11 protein-coding genes and 2 pseudogenes are annotated in these 17,767 nt (G+C 74.5%); 4 read left to right on the top strand and 9 right to left on the bottom strand.

Translation table 11 applies throughout. The annotated features are described in order from the left end of the window. Window positions 1-130 precede the first annotated feature (130 nt). The 3 genes and pseudogenes from IH44_RS0102190 to IH44_RS49295 all read left to right on the top strand — a co-directional run. Window positions 131-1,190, top strand: a pseudogene (locus tag IH44_RS0102190) (ParA family protein); the annotation flags it as partial. Next, on the top strand, window positions 1,187-2,239 hold the full coding sequence (locus IH44_RS0102185; protein ID WP_030457632.1) for a ParB/RepB/Spo0J family partition protein: 1,053 nt from the start codon (window positions 1,187-1,189) through the stop codon (window positions 2,237-2,239). The pseudogene IH44_RS0102190 and the gene IH44_RS0102185, both read left to right, overlap by 4 nt. 119 nt (window positions 2,240-2,358) lie before the next feature. Next, window positions 2,359-2,976, top strand: coding sequence for a GNAT family N-acetyltransferase (locus IH44_RS49295; RefSeq protein WP_030457631.1), 618 nt, complete (start codon window positions 2,359-2,361; stop codon window positions 2,974-2,976). Window positions 2,977-3,186: 210 nt separating this feature from the next. On the opposite strand, the gene trxA is transcribed toward IH44_RS49295, so the two are convergent. The 7 genes and pseudogenes from trxA to IH44_RS0102145 all read right to left on the bottom strand — a co-directional run bounded on the left by trxA (window position 3,187) and on the right by IH44_RS0102145 (window position 13,937). After that, on the bottom strand, window positions 3,187-3,513 hold the full coding sequence (trxA, locus tag IH44_RS0102175; RefSeq protein ID WP_014137010.1) for a thioredoxin: 327 nt from the start codon (window positions 3,511-3,513) through the stop codon (window positions 3,187-3,189). Between the two features lie 174 nt (window positions 3,514-3,687). Then, a complete protein-coding gene (trxB, locus tag IH44_RS0102170; RefSeq protein ID WP_030457630.1) occupies window positions 3,688-4,659 on the bottom strand; it encodes a thioredoxin-disulfide reductase in 972 nt (323 codons plus the stop codon). A 153-nt stretch (window positions 4,660-4,812) separates the two neighbouring features. Beyond that, window positions 4,813-5,733: a hypothetical protein gene (locus IH44_RS42330; protein WP_051816451.1), complete on the bottom strand. Its 921-nt coding sequence runs from the start codon at window positions 5,731-5,733 to the stop codon at window positions 4,813-4,815. A 164-nt stretch (window positions 5,734-5,897) separates the two neighbouring features. Continuing rightward, window positions 5,898-6,599, bottom strand: a pseudogene (sigM, locus tag IH44_RS47575) (RNA polymerase sigma factor SigM); the annotation flags it as partial. A gap of 115 nt (window positions 6,600-6,714) precedes the next feature. Beyond that, window positions 6,715-8,829, bottom strand: coding sequence for a protein kinase family protein (locus tag IH44_RS46165; RefSeq protein WP_051816450.1), 2,115 nt, complete (start codon window positions 8,827-8,829; stop codon window positions 6,715-6,717). A gap of 287 nt (window positions 8,830-9,116) precedes the next feature. Beyond that, the gene (gene murJ, locus IH44_RS0102150) at window positions 9,117-11,522 is read right to left on the bottom strand and encodes a murein biosynthesis integral membrane protein MurJ (RefSeq protein ID WP_030457626.1); all 2,406 of its coding nucleotides are present in this window, start codon (window positions 11,520-11,522) and stop codon (window positions 9,117-9,119) included. A 51-nt stretch (window positions 11,523-11,573) separates the two neighbouring features. Then, complete coding sequence (locus tag IH44_RS0102145) at window positions 11,574-13,937, bottom strand: DUF6049 family protein (protein WP_051816449.1); 2,364 nt, start codon at window positions 13,935-13,937, stop codon at window positions 11,574-11,576. Between the two features lie 263 nt (window positions 13,938-14,200). Here IH44_RS0102145 and IH44_RS0102140 point away from each other — a divergent pair, with 263 nt between their 5' ends. After that, complete coding sequence (locus IH44_RS0102140) at window positions 14,201-15,637, top strand: CCA tRNA nucleotidyltransferase (protein ID WP_030457624.1); 1,437 nt, start codon at window positions 14,201-14,203, stop codon at window positions 15,635-15,637. 6 nt (window positions 15,638-15,643) lie between these two features. On the opposite strand, the gene IH44_RS42325 is transcribed toward IH44_RS0102140, so the two are convergent. Both IH44_RS42325 and IH44_RS0102130 read right to left on the bottom strand, forming a co-directional pair. Continuing rightward, entirely contained in the window at window positions 15,644-16,384 is a 741-nt protein-coding gene (locus IH44_RS42325; RefSeq protein ID WP_051816448.1) for a hypothetical protein, read from the bottom strand. A gap of 65 nt (window positions 16,385-16,449) precedes the next feature. After that, window positions 16,450-17,742 carry an MFS transporter gene (locus IH44_RS0102130; RefSeq protein ID WP_232794784.1) on the bottom strand — a complete coding sequence of 431 codons (1,293 nt, stop codon included), beginning with the start codon at window positions 17,740-17,742 and terminating at the stop codon, window positions 16,450-16,452. Window positions 17,743-17,767 lie beyond the last annotated feature (25 nt).

Raw genomic sequence — 17,767 nt, 5'->3', positions numbered from 1 at the left:
GGAGGCCGCCCGCCCCGTTTCGTTCGGCGCGAACCCGGAGTGTCGGGCCGGCGGATTCCGGCATTCCGGGCATCGTGTTTCACGTGAAACGTCGCTTCCTGCTCTCCGGCGTACTTGACCAAGGACTCAATCGGACGCCAGACCGTCACCCCGAGGTGACTGTCGCGGCTCCGGTTTCACGTGAAACACTGACCCCCATGCAGGAGTCGGAGATCGTCGATCAGGTGGATGACACCCCCGCCGCAGGGGCCGCGCACACCGCCGTCCCGGTCGTCGGGCAGGCCGGGGAGGCGCTGCCCCGGCCCGCCGCGACCCGGGTGATGGTGGTCGCCAACCAGAAGGGCGGGGTGGGCAAGACCACCACCACCGTCAACCTGGCCGCCGGGCTGGCCATGCACGGGCTGCGGGTGCTGGTCATCGACCTCGACCCGCAGGGCAACGCCTCGACCGCGCTCGGCATCGACCACCACGCCGAGGTGCCGTCGATCTACGACGTGCTGGTCGAGGGCAAGCCGCTGGCCGACGTGGTGCAGCCGGTGGTCGACGTGGAGGGGCTGTTCTGCTGCCCGGCCACCATCGACCTGGCGGGCGCCGAGATCGAGCTGGTCTCGCTGGTCGCCCGGGAGAGCCGGCTGCAGCGCGCCATCGCGGCGTACGAGCAGCCGCTGGACTACGTGCTGATCGACTGCCCGCCCTCGCTGGGGCTGCTGACCGTCAACGCGATGGTGGCCGGCCAGGAGGTGCTGATCCCGATCCAGTGCGAGTACTACGCGCTGGAGGGCCTCGGCCAGCTGCTGCGCAACGTGGAGCTGGTGCGGGCGCACCTGAACCCGTCGCTGCACGTGTCGACCATCCTGCTCACCATGTACGACGCCCGGACCAGGCTGGCCGCGCAGGTCGCCGAGGAGGTGCGGACGCACTTCGAGAAGGAGGTGCTGGCCACCGCCATCCCGCGGTCGGTGCGCATCTCCGAGGCTCCCAGCTACGGGCAGACCGTCCTGTCCTACGACCCCGGCTCCACCGGCGCGCTCTCCTACCTGGAGGCGGCCCGCGAGCTGGCGCTGCGGGCCGAGGTCGCCAAGACGACGGTCGGGCGGCACCGGGCGGGTGCGGCGGTCGTTCCGTCGCAGAGCGGCGGGGAGACGTCCGCGCCGACGGCACAGCACAGTTCGATGGAGGGCAATCGGTGAGTGGCACGCGCAGGGGTCTGGGCAGGGGACTGGGAGCGCTGATCCCGGCGACCCAGCCGGCCGCCGGGGGAGCCCCGGCCGAGGCGGTGCCGGTCGCGGCGGTGCCGATGGTGCCGACCGACCGCGGCACGGTGGCCGCCAAGGCCGCCGCGGAGAGCCTGCGGGAGCTGGCCGGAGACCAGCGCCGCAGCGTCCTGGAGGCGGCGCTCGCCCCGGTGGACGGCGCCCGGTTCGCCGAGCTGCCGCTGGAGTCGATCAGCCCCAACCCGCGCCAGCCGCGGGAGGTGTTCGACGAGGAGAAGCTCGCCGAACTGGTCTCCTCGATCAAGGAGGTCGGCCTGCTCCAGCCCGTGGTGGTGCGTCAGACCGGGCCGGAGCGCTACGAGCTGATCATGGGTGAGCGCCGCTGGCGGGCCTCCCGGCTCGCCGGGCTGGACGCCATTCCGGCGATCGTCCGGGCCACCGATGACGACAAGCTGCTGCTGGACGCGCTGCTGGAGAACCTGCACCGCGCCGAGCTGAACGCGCTGGAGGAGGCGGCCGCCTACGACCAGCTGCTGCGCGACTTCGGCTGCACGCACGACGAGTTGGCCGACCGGGTGGGCAAGTCCCGCCCGCACGTCTCCAACACGCTGCGGCTGATGAAGCTGCCGGTGTCGGTGCAGCTGAAGGTGGCGGCCGGGGAGGTCACCGCCGGGCACGCCAAGGCGATCCTGATGGTGCCGGACGCCGAGCGGCAGGAGAAGCTGGCCACCCGGGTGGTGGCCGAGCACCTGACGGTGCGGGCCACCGAGGAGATCGCCAAGCTGCTGGCGGGCATCGAGCCGAAGAAGCGGGCCCCGCGTGCCGAGCCGCTGCCCACCCCGGCCTTCGACGAGCTGGCCGGGCGGCTCTCGGACCGCTTCGAGACCCGGGTCAAGGTCGAGGTCGCCCAGAACGGCGGCAAGTTCGGCCGGGGCAAGGTGGTACTGGAGTTCGGTTCGGTCGAGGACCTGAACCGGATCCTGGACAGCCTGGCTCCGGGCGAGCGGGGTCTGCCGCTGGCCTGACCGGGCGGCTCCGAACAGCGAACCACGGGTGCATGTTTCACGTGAAACGTGCACCCGTCGTGCTGTCCGGAGCAGACTGGGGGTCTGGACCGTTTCGGCCTGGAGGAGGAGGTGCGGGCGTGGGACGAAGGGTCGTTCCGCTGACGCTGGACAACCTCTCGGATCTGCCTGACCCCTGCCGCTCCTGCGTCTTCTGGGAGCTCGACCCGGTCAGCGGGCGGGACGCGCAGGACGCCGGCAAGGGGGAGTTGGAGAAGGAGGGCTGGATCTCCGCGGTGCTGCTGGAGTGGGGCTCCTGCGGGCGGGTCGCCTACGTGGATGACCGCCCGGCCGGGTTCGTGCTCTACGCCCCGCCCGCCTACGTGCCGCGCGGGCAGTCCTTCCCGACCAGCCCGATCTCGCCGGACGCGGTGCAGCTGATGGTCTCCCGGGTGCTGCCGGAGTTCCAGGGGCAGGGCCTGGGGCGGGTGCTGGTGCAGTCGGTGGCCAAGGACCTGATCCGGCGCGGCTTCCGGGCGATCGAGGCGTTCGGCGCGCAGGGGCGGGAGGTGCCGAGCTGCGTGCTGCCGGCCGACCACCTGCTGGCGGTGGGCTTCAAGACCGTCCGGCCGCACCACCGGTACCCGCGGCTGCGGTTGGAGGCGCGCACCACGCTGTCCTGGAAGGGGGACGTGGAGGGCGCGCTGGAGCGGCTGCTGGGCGGGCGGCGGAAGGAACCGGCGCTGCGGCCGTTCTGAGGGAGCCGTTCTCCGCTCCGGGGCGGCCGTCCGCGGGCGGCCGCCGCCGCGCTCAGGGCTTCTGGGAGAAGCCTCCGGGAGGCCGGGGGTGAGGACGGGCGGTGGGCGGCCCGGCTCTCGGGGCTTCCTGACGAAGCCTCGGCCGGCCCGAAAACGCCGAGGCGGCCCGGACGGAGGTCTCCGCCAGGGCCGCCTCGGCGACGGTGGGGCCTACAGGTACTCGGCCAGCTCGCGCAGCAGCGCGGCCTTCGGACGGGCACCGGTGATGGTCTTCACCAGCTCGCCGCCCTTGTAGACGTTGAGCGTCGGGATGGAGATCACGTTGTACGCCGCGGCGGTCTCCTGGTTCGCGTCCACGTCGAGCTTGACGACCGTCAGCTTGTCGCCGTGCTCGGCCGCGATGTCCTCCAGGACCGGGGCGACCTGGCGGCACGGGCCGCACCAGGTGGCCCAGAAGTCGACGAGGACGGGCTTGTCGCTCTTGAGGACCTCGGCGTCGAAGGTGGCGTCGGTTACTTCCTTGGTGGCGCCGGCCACGGGAACTCCTTGGGGTCGGAGGAGAGGTGCGTCGGTGATAACAACGGCGGGGGCGGATCTGTTTCTGCTCCCGCCCGGGTGGGCCTGACGCGGTGTCAGGCCCACCCGTTCCGCCGGGTGCTGCGGGGGCCGCGGGTGTGTGGTGAGTGCGGCCGGGTGGTGCTGCGGAGGGGGTCAGACCGCGAGGACGGCGGCCGGGGCCTCGTCCGCGTCGGCCAGCGCGGCCAGGTAGCGCTCGGCGTCCAGCGCGGCGGAGCAGCCGGTGCCGGCCGCGGTGATGGCCTGGCGGTAGGTGTGGTCCACCACGTCGCCGGCGGCGAAGACGCCGGGGAGGTTGGTGCGGGTGGAGGGGGCGTCGACCTTGAGGTAGCCCTCGGCGTCCAGCTCCAGCTGGCCCTTGAACAGCTCGGTGCGCGGGTCGTGGCCGATGGCGATGAACAGGCCGGTGACGGGCAGCTCGCGCAGGTCTCCGGTGTTGGTGTCGCGCAGGGTCAGACCGGAGAGCTTCGGGTCTCCGTGGATCTCCTCGACCGCGCTGTCCCAGGCGAAGGTGATCTTCGGGTCGGCGAAGGCGCGCTCCTGCATCGCCTTGGAGGCGCGCAGCGAGTTCCGCCGGTGGATCACCGTGACGCTGCGGGCGAAGCGGGACAGGAAGGTGGCCTCTTCGAGGGCGGTGTCGCCGCCGCCGACCACCGCGATGTCCTGGTCGCGGAAGAAGAAGCCGTCGCAGGTCGCGCACCAGGAGACGCCGCGGCCGGAGAGCTTGTCCTCGTTCGGGAGGCCGAGCTTGCGGTGCTGCGAGCCGGTGGCGACGATCACGGCGCGGGCGCGGTGCACGGTGCCCTCGGAGTCGGTGACGGTCTTGATCTCGCCCGTCAGGTCGACCGCGACCACGTCGTCCGGCACCAGCTCGGCGCCGAAGCGCTCGGCCTGGGCGCGCATGTTGTCCATCAGCTCGGGGCCCATGATGCCGTCCCGGTAGCCCGGGAAGTTCTCCACCTCGGTGGTGTTCATCAGCGCGCCGCCGGCCGTGACCGCGCCCTCGAACACCAGCGGCTGGAGGGAGGCACGCGCGGTGTACAGCCCGGCGGTGTATCCGGACGGGCCGGAACCGATGACGATCACGTTTCGGACGACGTCGCTCACTGCATCTCCTGGTTCGCCTGGCGTCCCGCTCGCGCGGGGGAGGGCGGTCTGCTCCGCCGCCCCGGACAACGACTCACCAGTCTCCCGCATTCCCAGGCCCGGCCGCACCCACCGCCCGCACTCCGGGCGCGGTGGGGCCGGGCCGACGAGGAATCAGGGGGCGGGGACGGTGCTGTGCAGCAGGATCGTCGATCCGGGGCAGTCCGGGGTGGCCAGGTAGACGTCCAGCGGCCCGCTGCCGCCGGGCGGGCGGAACACCAGGGCCAGCACCGGACGCCCCTGGTAGCGGCCGGGGCCGGTGGCGGTCGGCTGCTCGTCCGGGTGCCCGGCGGCGGCCAGCGCGCAGGCCGGGGCCGCCGCCGGGCCGTCCGGGCTGGCGGCGCCGAGCTGGTGCGGGGACTTGCCCTCCAGCAACTGCCGGACCTGGGCGGGCAGTCGGCCGGCGGTGAAGTCCGGGCCGCCCTCCCCGGTGCCGCCGCCCGGGGCGACCTGGTGGGGGGCGGTGGCGGGGGCCGGGGAGCCGCCGACGGAGGGCCGGCCGGTCGCGTCGGCGGGCGCCGCGGCGCTGGTGGAGCTGTCCTTCCCGTCGCTGCCCCGGTCCAGCAGCGAGCCGCCCAGGCCCACCGCGAGCGCCACCACCGCGACCGCGGCGGTGGTGAGCAGCAGCCGGGCGCCGCGCCGGCGGCGGGCCGGGCGGCCGGGGCCGGTGGCGCCGGACGGGGAGCCGGCGGGGGCGGACGGCGGTGCGCCGGAGCGGTGGGGTGCGGTGGGCGTGGCCGGGGCCGGCCGGGCCGGGTCGGCGGGGCCGGGCCGGGGGTGGCGCTCGGTGCGGGCGGCGGATTCGGCGGCCAGGGCGGCCGACAGCCGGTCCGCGACGTCCTGCGGGAGCGCGGGGGCGGGGAGGTCCGCCAGCAGCTCGGGGAGGCCGCTCAGGGCGGCGAAGTCCTCGGCGCAGGAGGGGCAGTCGGCCAGGTGCGCGTGCAGGGCGGCGGCCCGCGCGGGCGGCAGCAGCTCCTCGGCGAGGTCGGCGAGGGCGTCCAGGTCGGGGTGCTCGGAAGGCGGGTGCGGCGTCATCGCGGGGTCGCATCTCCTTCCAGCGCGGGCGAGGGATCCGTGGATGGGACGGGGGAGGGCGGGTTCGGGTTCCCGCCCCGGGGGACGGACGGGTCGGTGCCGCCGCGCGCCGGTCCGGTCGGTGTTTCACGTGGAACACCGGCGGTTCGGGCGTCCGCCGCTCGGGCGGGGCCGGTCGGCCCGGTTTCACGTGGAACGGTCGCGGGGGCGGTTCCACGTGGAACGGCGGTGGGCGCGGGGGCGGTTCCACGTGGAACGGTGGCGGGGCGGTCGTCCGGTCCGGCTCCCCGGGCGGCGGCGGCCGGGCCGAGGTGGCGCAGCAGCGGCAGCAGGCGGGCCCGGCCGCGGGCGCAGCGGCTCTTCACGGTGCCGACCGGGACGCCGAGCACCTCGGCGGCCTCGGCCACCGGGTAGCCCTGCATGTCGACCAGCACCAGGGCGGCCCGCTGGTCGGCGGGCAGCGCGGTCAGCGCGTCGGCCACCTCGCGCCGGGTCTCGGCCCGCACCGCGTGGCTCTCCGCGCCCTCGGCGGGGCCCAGCGCGCGCTCCGCGGTGCCCTCCGGCCGCTGGTCGAGCGACTCGGCCCGGCGGACCGCGCCGCGGCGGGCCCGGTCCAGGCAGGCGTTCACCACGATCCGGTGCAGCCAGGTGGTGACCGCCGAGCGCCCCTGGAACCCGGCGGCGGCCCGGAACGCGGAGACCAGGGCGTCCTGGAGCGCGTCGGCGGCCTCCTCGCGGTCGCCGAGGGTGCGCACCGCGACCGCCCACAGGCGGTCCCGGTGGCGGTGCACCAGCAGCCCGAAGGCGTCCGGGTCGCCCGCGGTGTGCCGGGCGAGCAGTTCGGCGTCGGTGGGCTCCTCGGCCATCCGCCCCCTCCTTGCGGTTCGGCCGTCCGCTCCGGCGGCCGTGGGTCACATCGTTGGGGATGCGCCGGAGCGGATCAAGGGGTGATCGGTGCCCGGCGGGATCCGGAGACCGGCCCTAGCCGTTGACCTGGACCTCGGCGACCTTGCCGCGGAAGCCGCCGCCGTCCTCGTTGACCGGGACGTTGGTCAGCCAGAGCAGCAGGTACCGGGTGGTGACCGGGCTGCCGGGCTTCAGGGTGAACTTGCTGCCGGAGCCGGACGCGACCGAGGCGCCGAAGCTGCGGAAGCCGGCGTCGTCGGGGGACGGGGCGGTGGCGGTGCCGGCGGGCGCGGCCTTCAGTTCGGCCTTGGTGTCGCCGATGAACTGGACGTCCACCGAGCCGACCTGGCGGGCCGAGCCGAGGTCGATCAGCAGGCCGGTGCCGGGGCGGTAGGAGCCGCCGAACTGGTCGTTGTACCGCTGGGTGGTCCAGGCGGTCGCGGGGTTGTTGTCGGTGGCGTTCGCCAGCTCGTTGCTGTGCTCGTCCTTGTTGTCGCCGAACGCGTTGAACGGGACGAGCGAGGAGATGGTGAGCTTCTCGCCGACCGGGGCGGGCGCGCTGCCGGTCGGGACGGGCGCGGGGGTGCTGTGGCTGCCGGTGGCGCTGTCCCGGTTGTTGACGTACTGCGCCAGCTGCCAGGAGCCGACCGCCACCGCGGAGAGCGCGACCAGCGAGGCGGTCCACTTGAGCAGGCGGCGCAGCCCGCGGCGCGGGGCGGGGGCCGGGGCGGGCGCCGGCCCGGGGACGGGGGCGGCCTCGGCGCGGGGGAGGGCCTGGGTCGGCGCGTTGCCGGCGTAGCGGGGCCGGGCGGCGGGCAGGGCGCGCAGCGCGGGCGGGGCGGGCTGCTCGGGCTGCCGGATCTTCGGCATCCGGGCGATCTCCGCGGCCAGCCCGGCGGGGCTGGTGATCGGCTCCTTGTGGTGCGGGGGCTGGTCGCACAGGATCCGGGCGGCGAGCTCGGCGAGGCCCTTGTGGACGCCCGCCCGGACCTGGTCCGGCGGGACGCAGCCGAGGTCCTTGGGCAGGCCCTGGAGGTCGTAGCGGTCCTCGGGGTAGGGCCAGCGGTGGGTGAGCGCCGCGTACAGCAGTGCGCCGATCGCCCGGACGTCGGTCAGTTCGGCGTCCTCGGCGGGCAGGCCGCGCAGGGCCGCGTCCACCGCGATGCCGTTGATCCGGTACTGGCCGCCGTCGGTGCGCAGCACGCACTTGGGGGTGAGCCGCAGGTGCGCCTGGCCGCGCTCGTGGGCGGCGGCGATCGCGTCGGTGACCTGGCGGACCATCTGGTACGCGTCGTACGGCTCCATCGGGCCGCCCGCCAGCAACTCGCCGAGGTCCCGGGCGCCGGGCAGCCACTCGCGGATGACGTAGACCAGCTCGCCCTCCTGGACCGCGTCGAGCACCTGGACGAAGCGCGGGTCGCCGAGCAGGGCGGCGCTGCGGGCCGCGGTGAGGACCGACTTGGCGCGGCGGTGGCCGGCCGCGAGCAGGTGGACGCCGACGGCGCGGCGGAGCTTCTCGTCGACGGCGCGCCAGCTGGTGAAGGTCTCCGACTCGGAGATGCACTCCTCCAGCCGGTAGCGGGCGCCGATCTTGTCGCCGCTGCGCCGCTGCGGGGCGGGCAGCACGGTGGGCAGGGTGGCGGTGTCGGCGTCCAGGGTCTCGGTGCTGGTGGGCGGGGCGGGTTCGGACGGCTCGACCGGCGGCAGCGGGCGGCGCACCCCGCGGCTGCGGGAGGGGCGTTCCGGGCGGGCGCCCTGGGCGGTGAGCTCGGCGTCGATCTCCTGGGCGGAGAGCGGGGCGGTGGCCTCGGCGGCGGGGGGCGTCGGGGCGGCCGGGGCGGCGTCCGGGGTCTCGGTGCCGGTGGGCGGGGCGGGCTTCGCGTTGGCCGCGCGCAGCGGGGTGGTCTTCGGGTCCGCCTTCGCGCTGCCCTTGCCGTTGCTCCGGTTGCCGTTCTTCGGTCCGCCCTTGCCGTCGGCCTTCGCCGAGCCGTTGGCGGCGGCCTTGACCGCGCCGTTCGGGGAGCCCTTCGCCGGGCTCTTGGCGGCCCCGCCGCGGGCGGACCCGCGGTCGGACCCGGGCGCGGACCCGCGCTCGGAGTCGGCGTCGCGCTCCGGGTCCGTCGGTGCGGCCTCGGTCGCCGCCCCGTCCGCCTCGGACGTGTCGACGATCGCCTTGGTGCCGTCAGCCACCGTGGTCCTGCCTCCCCTTGTGTCGCCCCGGTCAATCCCAGGACGGTCGACGGCTCCGTACCGGAGCGGTCGGCCGTGCAGGGTCAATTGTGCCCACTACCGGACGTCAGGTACGACCTCTGAGAGTGGCGGGAGGTTGCCCGATTGCCCACTTCCGGTGGAACAGCAGACGAATGGGCCGGAATCGGGGGTGTGCCCCGACTCCGGCCCAGGGAAAGCGTACTGAGGATCCGGCGGTTCGTTCTCGTCCGGGTTGACGGCACGTCAACCCGGGGCCCGCGGGAGGTTCAGCGGCCGAGCCGCCTGCGGACCATTCCGGTGAGCGCGCTCAGCTCCTCGATCCGCATCTTCCGGGCCAGCACCAGGAAGACCGCGAGCTGCGCGCCGGCCGCGACCAGCAGGGTCAGCACGCTGCCGATCCAGCCGTCCAGCACCTGCAGGGCCAGCAGCTCCAGGACCAGGCCGACGGCTGCGGCGGGCAGCGAGGCGATCGCCAGCCGGACGTAGGTCTTGGTGATCCGGGCGGTGTCCAGGCTGCCGATCTTCGCCTTCAGCTTCGGCACCGCGACGGACACGCCGACCGCGTAGGCCAGGCCGTAGCCCAGCGCCATGCCGGTGACCGCCCACTGCGCGGGCAGCACCAGCCAGCACAGCACCGCGGTGGCGGCCTGGGTGAGCGCCACCCAGACGGTGTTGGAGAACGGCGTGCGGGTGTCCTCGTAGGCGTAGAAGCCGCGCAGCAGCACGTACTGCACCGAGTACGGGATCAGGCCGAGGGCGAACGCGGAGAGCATGTAGCCGACCGCGGTGGTGCCGTGGGCGACCGCGCCGCCGTTGCCCAGGCCGTAGATCGAGGAGCCGATCACCGGGCCCAGCGACAGGAACAGGAACGCGGCCGGGACGATCGCCACCGCCGAGGTGCGCAGGCCGTACGAGAGGTCGTCGCGGACGGCGCCGGAGTCCTGGTCGGCGGCGGCCCGGGAGAGCCGGGGGAGCACCGCGCTCATCACCGAGACGGTGACCACGGCCATCGGCAGCTGCCAGATCAGCAGCGCGTTGGAGTACGCGGCCAGGCCGACGCCGAGGTGGCCGTCCTGCTCGGCGGCCTTGCCGGAGGCGGTGGCGAGCTGGGTGACCACCAGGAAGCCCGCCTGGTTGGCCAGCACGAACAGGAAGGTCCACTTGGCGAGCCGGGCGGCCTTGCCCAGGCCGTGGCCGCGCCAGTCGAACCGGGGCCGGAACGAGAAGCCCGCCGCCCGCAGGTACGGGATCATTGCCAGCGCCTGCACCGCCAGGCCCAGCATGGTGCCGATGCCGAGCAGCCGGACGCCCTCGGGGGAGATCGACTGCGGGGTGACCTCGCTGTGCTGGAAGGTGCCGTACACCGCGATGTACATCACGAAGGTGAAGATCACCACGACGTTGTTCAGGACCGGCGTCCACATCATCGCGCCGAACCGGCCGCGCGCGTTGAGGATCTGGCCCATCACCACGTGCACGCCCATGAAGAAGATGGTCGGCAGGCAGTACCGGGCCAGCGCCACCGTGGTGTCGGCGCTCGCCGCGTCGCGCATCAGCGCGTGCGAGATCAGCTGCACCAGCACCGGCGCGGCCAGCACCGCCACGAACACCACGCCCGCCAGGCCGGTCACCACCAGGGTGAGCAGCCGGTTCGCGTAGGCGGTGCCGCCGTCCTCGTCGTTCTTCATGCTGCGCACCAGCTGCGGCACGAACACCGCGTTCAGCGCGCCGCCGCCGATCAGGATGTACAGCAGGGTGGGCAGGGTGTTGGCGGCGTTGTACGAGTCGCCCATCGAGGCCACGCCGATCGCGGCGGCGATCACCATGGTGCGCAGGAAGCCGGTGCCCCGGGAGACCAGGGTGCCGGCGGCCATCACGGCGCTGGAGTTCAGCAGCCCGGCGACCCGGCCCGCCCCACCGTCCGAGCCGCCGCGGTCGGGCTCGGCCTCGGGCTCGGTCCCGGTCTCGGTGTCCACCTCGGCGGCGGCCGCGTTCGCCTCCAGCACGGCCGCGTCGGCCCGCATCACCGCCTCCTCCTCGGAGAGCGGCGGGTCGAACTCGATCGGCGGCACGTACGGGTGCGGGCCCGCCGCCTCGGGGCGCTCCTCCCCGTCCTCGCCCGTGTCCGCCTCGGCCTCCGCGTCCGCGGGCTCCGACAGCAGCGAGTCCACCCCGACGTAGGCGTCGGCCGGCTCGGCGGCGGGCGTGACCTTCCAGCGTTCGCCGGAGGGCTTCCCGCCGGTGCCCGCCGGCGCGCTCCGCGCCGCCGTGTCCTGAGCCGTGTCCTGCGCGGGCGCCTCGGCGGCGGGGGCCTCCACGGCTGGGGCCTCGGCGGCCGCCTCCGCCGCGACCTCGGCGGCGATCGACGCCCAGCGCGGGGCGGGGGCGGTCAGCTGCAGGGCGGCCTCGGGTCCGTGGTCGTTCTGGCCGGGGACCGCGGCCGAGCCCTCCGGGGTGTCGGTCTCGTCGGGCCCGGCGCCCGGCAGGTCGATCGCGCCGTACGGGTCCGCGCTCCCGAACGCCTCGGGCGCGTACGGGTCGTGGGCGTAGGTGTTGGCGACGTACCAGTCGGCGGCCGGCTCCGCGGGGGCGGCGGATCGGGGACCGCCCGCGCGGTCCTGGGGTCGGCCTCCGCCCTGGTCCTGGGTTGCTCGCTCGCTCCGCTCGTTCATGCCACCAATCCACGTCAGAGAGGGGGATGGGCGCCCGGGGGGTGGGGCGGCCTAGTGGTTCACCTTCTCATCACCGGCCATCCGATCGGTGTCACCCGGGGCGGAGGAGGGGTCCGCGTCGGACGGCGGCTCGGTGCCCTCCGGCGCGCCCGCGGGGCCGTCGGAGGGGCCGTCGGCGGGGCGGTCCGGGTCCTCGTCGACCTCGCCGGCCGCCCGGCGCTTCTTGCGCTGGAGGTAGAACCGCACGCCGGCGAGGACCATCAGCACGGTGCCGCCGGCGATCACGTACGTCACGCCGCTGGCCACCGAGGTGACGTCGACGGTGAACACGACCGCCTCGCCGTAGGGCCGGGCGTCCGGGCCGGTGGTCCACAGCTGCGCGGTGACCTGGACCGGGCCGTTGACCTGCGCCTCGGCCGGGAAGCGGAAGGTGCGGCTGGTGCCGGCGTCCATCACCACGGGCTGGATCGGGTAGTCGACCCGCAGCCGGTTCGGCTGGGCCGAGGTGATCTTCAGCTCCAGGTTGCCGACCGACTGGGTCAGCCCGTTGCGCACGCTGACCAGCAGCGTCGCGTTGTCGCCGGGCAGGGTCACCACGGTCTTCTTCGGCACCCGGACCGCGGACTTGAGGTTGTCCAGGTAGGTGCGCACCCCGCGCCGGTACTCGGTGCCGGTCTTCGGCTGCTCGCGCCACTCGGTGGACATCGCGCGCACCATCGCGGCGCTGAACGGGCCGCGCACCCGCTCCGGCTCGGTGAGGATCATCATCAGCTGGTCCACGCCGTCCTGGAGCTGCATGGTGGCCGCCAGCTCCTCGGCGGACAGCTCGTCGGCGGTCGCCTCGCGCGGGTACCCCTCCGGGACGGACGCGTTCGCGGCCGGGTCGGGCTTCTGCTCGGCGACCTTCCGCAGCACCGTCGGCGCCACCCAGCCGCTGCCGGCCGCGCCCTTCACCGCGTCGTGCAGCGCCTGCGCGCTGCCGACGCTCAGCGTGCGGGGCGGCAGCACCAGCAGGCCGCGCGGGTGCTCCGGCTCCTGGTGGGCGATGGTCAGGGTCTCGCCGAGGAAGTGCTGCACCGCCAGGGTGCGGGCGCCCGCCGAGTTCAGGTCGGGCCGGAACAGCGAGGCCAGCACGGAGTCGGAGACCACCGCGGTCTGCCCGTTGCCGATCGAGCGGGCCGCGTTCGGGGTGTAGTACAGCTTGTCGGACTCCGGCATCGACCGGCCGTCGACCAGCAGGATCCGCCCGCCCGCCGCACCCGCCACCGCCGCGGTGCGCTGGTCCAGCAGCCCCTGGTACGGCCAGGCGACGTCCGACTCGGCGTCCACCGACAGCCGGGCCTCGGTGGTGATCTGACCTGCCGTCACCGCCTTGCGCAGCGCGGTGTCCATGCCGGTCAGCCCCGCGCCGTTGTGCGCGATCGACGCCAGGTCCGGGTCCGCGTACGGCAGCGACAGCACCTCGGTGCCCGGCTTGGCCAGCGCCGTGCGCAGCTTCGCCAGCCAGGCCGTCGCCACGTCCCGGCCGGTGCCGGGGACGGTGTTCTCCTCGCCGGCGGACTCACCGGAGGTGCCCGGCTTCTGCACCCGGTACGGCTTGGTCATCGCGTACACGGTGTCCAGCAGGTTCGGGTCGATCGCCCAGGTCAGCCCGGGCAGGTCGGCGCCGAGCTCGACCATCCGGTTCAGCCGGCCGTCGCCGGTCAGCTCGGCGGTCAGGCTGTCGTCGCGCAGCACCGGCGTCTGGTCGGCGTCCGCCATGGTCTGGGCGACCAGCACCGGCGCGTGGGTGAGCGGCCAGACCACGGCCAGCTGCGAGGGCTGGGCGGTCTCCCGGCCCTGGTACGGCAGGAAGGTCCGGGCGATGCCCAGCGGGTGGGCCTTCTCGTCGCCGGTGCTGCTCCAGACGTCCACCGCGAGCTCGTAGGTGCCGGTCTCGTCGACCTTCAGCGCGGAGACCGGGACCGCCAGGGAGAAGGGCTCGCTCTGCCCCGGGTCCAGGTCCTGGAGCCGCTGGGCCGGGCTGTCCAGCGAGAGGCCGTCCAGGGAGCTCGGGGTGGTCCGGGACTCCGCCATCTCGATCTCGCTGCGGGTCTTCATCGGCCGGGCCTGCGGCTGGCGGACCTTCATGGTCGGCGACTTGAACCTCGCCGATCCGGAGTTGGTGATCGTGCCGGTGACGGTGACGGTGCTGTTCTCGGAGGCCACCTGCTGGGAGAGGGCGTCGATCCGGACCGTCGCCGGGTACTCGGCCGCCGCGGCCGGCAGCAGGCCCGGGGCCGCCGCCGCCGGGGCGGCGCCGAGCGCACCGGCCAGCCCGCCCGCCAGCAGCGCGGCGGTGCCCCTGGCCAGCCGGCCCGTCCACCGTCCGCGACGCGCCGCCACTGCCGCGTTCCGCCCGGTCCGCTCGTCCACGCGCGTCCTCGCCGTTCCCGATCGTCTCGATCACTCCACGCACCGCCGCGGCCGACCCGGCCGGGCGGTCCCCCACCGGGAGCGTCCACCCGGCATGGTAACGACGCCGTCCGGTCCGCAGTGCTGCGGCCCGGGAGCTGCCGGACGGACCGGGGGAGCGAAACGGGAGGGCGGCGGAGCAGGCCGGGCACGTACCCTTGTGAGCCGTGTCCACTGCCAATGCGTCCAGCGCCAATCATTCCAGCTCCGCCGACCGGGTCGCCCTGCCGGGGCTGACCGAGGCGCAGACCCTCGGCCTGCAGGAGCTGCTGCGGGTATCCCCGGTCGCCGACGAGATCGCCCGCCGCTTCCAGGAGGCCGGCCACCGGCTGTCGCTGGTCGGCGGGTCGGTCCGGGACGCCCTGCTCGGCCGGCTCGGCAACGACCTCGACTTCACCACCGATGCCCGCCCGCAGCAGATCCTCAAGCTGGTCAAGGGCTGGGCCGACGCGGTCTGGGACGTGGGCATCGCGTTCGGCACCGTCGGCGCCCGCAAGGACACGGCCGAGGGCTCGTTCCTGATCGAGATCACCACCTACCGCAGCGAGGCGTACGACCGCAGCTCGCGCAAGCCCGAGGTCAGCTACGGCGACTCGATCGAGCAGGACCTGGTGCGCCGCGACTTCACCGTCAACGCGATGGCCGTCGACCTGCCCGGCCGGCAGTTCGTCGACCCGCACCGCGGCCTGGACGACCTGGAGGCCCGGGTGCTGCGCACCCCCGCCACCCCCGAGGAGTCCTTCTCCGACGACCCGCTGCGGATGATGCGCGCCGCCCGGTTCGCCGCCCAGCTGGACTTCGAACCGGCGCCCGAGGTGGTCGCCGCGATGACCGCGATGGCCGAGCGGATCACCATCGTCTCCGCCGAGCGCGTCCAGGCCGAGCTGAACAAGCTGCTGCTCGCCGAGCACCCGGTCAAGGGCCTGCGCCTGCTGGTCGACACCGGCCTGGCCGACCACGTGCTGCCCGAACTCCCGGCGCTGCGCCTGGAGAGCGACGAGCACCACCGGCACAAGGACGTCTACGAGCACTCGCTGACCGTCCTGGAGCAGGCGATCGCGCTGGAGACCCAGGGCCCCGACCTGGTGCTGCGGCTGGCCGCGCTGCTGCACGACATCGGCAAGCCGCGCACCCGCCGCTTCGAGTCCGACGGCCGGGTCTCGTTCCACCACCACGAGGTGGTCGGCGCCAAGATGACCCGCAAGCGGATGCGCGAGCTCAAGTACTCCAACGAGCTGGTCAACGAGGTCGCCAAGCTGGTCGAGCTGCACCTGCGCTTCCACGGCTACGGCGGCGGCGAGTGGACCGACTCCGCGGTGCGCCGCTACGTCACCGACGCCGGCCCGCTGCTGTCCCGGCTGCACAAGCTGACCCGCTCCGACTGCACCACCCGCAACAAGCGCAAGGCCGCCGCGCTGGCCCGCACCTACGACTCGCTGGAGGAGCGGATCACCGCGCTCCAGGCGCAGGAGGAGCTGGACGCGATCCGCCCCGCGCTGGACGGCAACGAGATCATGGAGCTGCTCGGCCTGCGCCCCGGCCCGGCGGTCGGCCGGGCCTACAAGCACCTGCTCGAACTGCGCCTGGAGCACGGCCCGATGGCGCACGAGGAAGCGGTGGCCGCGCTGCGCGCCTGGTGGGCGGAGCAGCCGGAGGCGTAGCCGGGCTCAGTGCTTGGTGGTGTCGACCGTGCCGGGGGCGGCGTTCAGCGGGCTCAGGCAGAGCCGGTACCGGGTGGTCTTCTTCTTCGACCGGTACTGGCTGTCGTAGGAGGTCGTCCCCGGATGGTCCCGGCCGCAGTTGAGCGAGGAGAGGATGCCGCCGGTCTTGCGGTACTGCACCCGCCAGTGGGCGTCCGCGGCGGTGCAGGACACCTTCTTGTGCCCGGTGGTCAGGCAGTCCCCGGCGACCGGCCCCTTGTCGCCGGCGCCGAACGCCGCGGCGAGCACCAGGAGGCCGCCGACCACCATGCCGAGCAGCACCACGCCGAGCGCCACCCGGCGGACCTTGGTGCCGGTGGTGACCGGCCCGGCGGGCTTGGCCGGGGCCCGCTGCGGCTCCTGCCCCCAGGCGGGCAACTGCCCGTCCCCGGCGGGCGGTTGGCCGTAGGCCGGAGGCTGCTGGCCCCAACCGGGCTGCTGGCCGTACGACGGCTGGGGCTGCGGCTGGCCGTACGCGGGCTGCGGCTGGGCGTACCCGGAAGCGGGCGGCTGTCCGTAGGCGGGGGCGGGCGGCTGCCCGTGGGCCGGGGGCTGCGGCTGGCCGTACGCGGGCTGCGGTTGGCCGTAGCCGGAGGCGGGCGGTTGGCCGTAGCCGGACGGGCCGCCGTACGGCGGTGGCGGCTGCTGGCCCGGCTGGGCGTACGGGGCCGGTTGCCCGTAGGGCCCTGGCGGCTGCGGTGTGCTCATATGATCCCCCCGTGGCGGCTGTGGCGGTTGCCGTGCGCCCACGTACCCTAGCGGCCGATCCCCCGTCAGGGGCGGCGGGAGGCGCGGAAGTAGAGCAGCGCCCCGAGCGCGTACAGCACCGCCAGGCCCAACATCACCGCCGCCGAACGGCCGTCCAGCGGCAGGACCAGCGCGGTGGCGCCGGCCGCGGCGACGAACGCCACGTTCACCAGGACGTCGTAGATGGCGAACACCCGACCGCGGTACTCGTCCTCCACCGACTTCTGCACCAGGGTGTCGGCGCAGATCTTGGTGCTCTGGGTGGTCAGGCCGAGCAGCAGCGCCGCGGCCATCGCCGGGGCCTCCCGGAAGGTCAGGCCGAGCGCCGGGACGAGCACCGCGGAACCGGCCAGACAGGTCGTCACCCAGCCGTTCAGGCCGAGCTTCCGGGTGCACCACGGGCTGATCACCGCGGCCAGGAACATGCCCGCCGCCGACATCGCCACCGCCCAGCCCAGGCTGGCCAGGCCGCCGGTCTCGTCCGAGGCGCTGTTGAAGGTGTACCGGGAGAGCATCAGCACCACGACGGTCAGCACGCCGAAGCAGAACTTGGTCAGCGTCGCCGCGGCCAGCGCGCGCACCGCCGGGCGGCAGTCCCGCACCAGGTGCCGCAGGCCGGCCAGCAGGTCGTACCAGGTGGCGGTCAGCGCCTCGCGCAGCGGGGGGAGCCCGTCCAACTGGTCCGGGCCCAGGCGGTCGACCGGGATCCGCTGGGCGGCCAGGGCGGCGGACAGGTACAGCAGCGCGGACAGCGTGACCATCAGCGCGTCCGCGCGCGGGCCGGCCGGCACCACCAGGTGCACCAGGAAACCGGCGCCCGCGCCGCCGGCCGCCGCGACCGCGCCCAGGGTCGGCGACACCGCGTTGGCGGTGACCAGTTCGGCGGGGGCCACCACCCGGGGCAGCGAGGCCGAGAGGCCCGCCAGGATGAAGCGGTTGACCGCCGTCACCACCAGCGCCGCCGAGATGAACACCCACTTCGGCGCCTCACCCAGCAGGAGCGCGGCCGTCGCCAGGCCGAGCCCGGCCCGGAGCAGATTGCCCATCAGCAGCACCTGCCGGCGCCGCCAGCGGTCCAGCAGTACCCCGGCGAACGGGCCGACCACCGAGAACGGCAGCAGCGTCGCCGCCGCGATCGCGGCGATGTCGGCGGGGGAGGACTGCTTCTCCGGGGAGAAGACCACCGAGGCGGCCAGCGAGGCCTGGAACGCCCCGTCCGACAGTTGGGAGAGCAGTCGGACCGTCAGCAGTTGCCGAAAACCTCGGCCGCGCAACAGCCCGAGCAGGGGGGCCTCCCGCGGGGGCCGTTCGGTGATCACCCGCCAAGGGTGCCACGAGGCCGGT

It is taken from the genome of Kitasatospora sp. NRRL B-11411, from assembly GCF_000721345.1.
Taxonomy (GTDB): domain Bacteria; phylum Actinomycetota; class Actinomycetes; order Streptomycetales; family Streptomycetaceae; genus Kitasatospora; species Kitasatospora cineracea.
The sequence above is the reverse complement of the archived record's forward strand: the minus strand, read 5'-3'. Positions and strand labels throughout refer to the sequence as shown.